The sequence below is a fragment of the uncultured Planktosalinus sp. genome (assembly GCF_963973675.1).
Taxonomy (GTDB): Bacteria; Bacteroidota; Bacteroidia; order Flavobacteriales; family Flavobacteriaceae; genus Planktosalinus.
Map to the genome: position 1 here is coordinate 1 of NZ_CAXBAN010000349.1, position 2,807 is coordinate 2,807.

The window sequence follows — 2,807 nt, forward strand, 5'->3', positions numbered from 1 at the left end:
TACCCTGCTCCTATAATTCCTGTCAAATCAAAAGTTTCTGCCTCCACAATACTATCAGGTAAGTTATCTTCTACCAGAAATCCAAATTGAGGCCCTCCTTGAATGTTCAATCCTTTAACTAAATAAAACTTCATCACTACCGGAAGGTTTACATAGTTCAAATCAACCTTGTCCAAATCAAACTCTGCTCCTTGCTGCGAGTACAACAATTCCGATTGGATGGCTATTCTATCTGAAAACTTTATTCCCATAAAAGCACCACCCAAAAAACCTGTTCTTTGCTCTGGTCCGGGCCCTTCTGTTAAGGTTGAAAAGTTTGCTCCAAATTTCACACCGAGTTCCAGACCCTGACTGTAAGAATTCAAACCAAAAGCAAGTGCGACTACCAATAAAATAATTCGTTTCATAATTAGATTGTTTTAATGTTTGTATTACAAATATAATAGCTTCAATAATGCTATTTATTAAACTTTCGCTAAAAAGTAAAACGATAAACAAAAGCAAATCTTATTTTTACACCACATTCTTAAATAAACAGTATCCAAAAAAACAAATCAAAATAACTTCAAAAAACTGAATTCCAGCCCCATGAAATGGCATCAAGCATTGAAAGACTATCAAAACTATTTACGCATTGAACGAGGCCTTTCTGAAAATTCAATCATTAATTATTCATTGGATCTCAAAAAACTTATTAAATGGCTGGAAGAAAATGAAATGCCTATTTCGCCAATAAAAATTGAAGAAAAAGAGGTTCAGGAGTTTATTTATCAGTTGGCAAAAAAAATGAATCCCCGTTCACAAAGCAGGATTATTTCCGGGTTAAAAGGCTTTTTTAATTACCTTATTTTTGAAGATTACAGAACAACAAATCCTTTAGAGCTTATAGAATCACCCAAAACAGGACGAAAACTTCCGGATACACTTTCTAAAGAAGAAATAAATTTACTTATAGAAAGCATTGATTTAAGTTTACCACAGGGTGAAAGAAACCGCGCAATACTTGAAACGCTTTACGGTTGCGGTTTGCGGGTTTCTGAGCTCACCGGGTTAAAAATATCAAACTTATACTTTGATGAGGGTTTTATTCAGGTAACAGGAAAAGGAAATAAACAACGTTTTGTTCCTATAGCCCCTATTACAATAAAGTATATCACTATTTACTTATCAGAAATACGTGTGCATCAGGAAATCGAAAAGGAATTTAAAGACATCGTTTTTTTAAACCGAAGAGGAAAAAAACTCACACGAGCTATGATTTTTACAATCATAAAACAGCTGGCAGAAAAAGCAGGTTTAAGAAAAACCATCAGTCCACATACCTTCAGACATTCTTTTGCAACTCACTTGTTGGAAAATGGAGCCGATTTAAGAGCTATACAGCAAATGCTTGGACACGAAAGCATTACTACAACTGAAATTTACATGCATGTTGACCGCCGTCACTTGAGTGAAGTTTTACTAAAATATCACCCCAGAAAGTAAATTTATCAGCTTAGATTACCTTGAATAGTTTGGTGATTCTTTTGTAATATACACGTCATGAGGGTGGCTCTCATTGATCCCGGAAGCTGTAATTCTTACAAACTTTCCGGTTTTTTTAAGTGTGGCAATGTCTTTTGCTCCGCAATAACCCATTCCCGCTCTAAGTCCGCCAATAAACTGTGTCATACTTTCTGCTAGTTCTCCTTTATAAGGAACCCGACCAACAATACCTTCTGGCACTAACTTTTTAATATCGTCTTCAACATCTTGAAAATACCTGTCTTTAGAGCCGTGTTGCATGGCTTCAACTGAACCCATTCCGCGATAGGATTTGAACTTTCTTCCTTCGTATATAATTGTTTCACCGGGACTTTCTTTTGTACCGGCGAGGAGTGAACCTAACATAACTGTGTCAGCACCTGCCGCAATTGCTTTGGGAATATCACCGGTATAGCGAATTCCACCATCGGCTATTACCGGCACACCGGTTCCCTTAAGGGCTGCCGCTACTTCAAGGACTGCTGAGAATTGAGGAGCTCCTACTCCTGCAACTACTCGGGTGGTACAAATAGAGCCAGGCCCAATTCCTACTTTTACAGCATCCGCTCCTGCTTTTGCCAAATATTTTGCTGCATCTGCTGTAGCAATATTTCCTACTACCACATCAAGGGCTGGATAGGCTTTTTTAACTTTTTTCAATACATCTACCACTCCTTTTGTATGTCCGTGAGCTGTATCAATTATCACTGCATCCACACCGGCCACTACCAATGCTGCAGTGCGATCTAAAGCATCAGAAGTAACTCCAAGAGCGGCTGCAACTCTGAGTCTTCCAAACTGATCTTTGTTTGCTATGGGCTTTTGAGAGAGTTTTGTGATATCCCTGAAAGTAATCAAACCAACAAGAGTATTGTCGTCTTTTACAACTGGAAGCTTTTCAATTTTATGTTTTTGTAGAATAATTTCTGCTTGTTCCAGGGAAGTACCTTCAGAAACTGTAATCAATTGTTTTGAAGTCATTACTTCACTGATAGAACGCTTGTTATTTTTTTCAAAACGCAAATCCCTATTGGTCACAATTCCAATAAGTTTCCCTTGTTCATCTGTTATAGGAATTCCTCCTATACTGTATTCGCGCATTGCATTTTTGGCATCTGCAACCACTGCTGTTACTGGAAGGGTTACAGGGTCTAAAATCATTCCGCTTTCCGCCCGTTTTACTTTTCTTACTTCAGCGGCTTGCTGCTCGATGGTCATATTTTTGTGAAGTACACCAATACCACCTTCTCTAGCAATCGCAATTGCCATTGCACTTTCAGTTA

General features: G+C 38.0%; 3 protein-coding genes. 1 reads left to right on the plus strand and 2 read right to left on the minus strand.

Annotated features, from left to right (window positions below; translation table 11 throughout):
• The coding region (locus AACY61_RS11755) for an outer membrane beta-barrel protein (protein ID WP_339611772.1) at positions 1–407 on the minus strand (407 nt) is incomplete at its 3' end.
• A 181-nt stretch (positions 408–588) separates the two neighbouring features.
• Here AACY61_RS11755 and xerD point away from each other — a divergent pair.
• Positions 589–1,485: a site-specific tyrosine recombinase XerD gene (xerD, locus tag AACY61_RS11760; protein ID WP_339611773.1), complete on the plus strand. Its 897-nt coding sequence runs from the start codon at positions 589–591 to the stop codon at positions 1,483–1,485.
• Between the two features lie 15 nt (positions 1,486–1,500).
• Here the strand turns inward: xerD and guaB are convergent.
• A partial coding sequence (guaB, locus tag AACY61_RS11765) for an IMP dehydrogenase (RefSeq protein WP_339611774.1) occupies positions 1,501–2,807 on the minus strand: 1,307 nt, incomplete at its 5' end.

What these genes read in the sequence shown, in the direction of transcription:
- xerD (WP_339611773.1), top strand. Translation starts at nt 589, where the DNA reads ATGAAATGGCATCAAGCATTGAAAGACTATCAAAACTATTTACGCATT.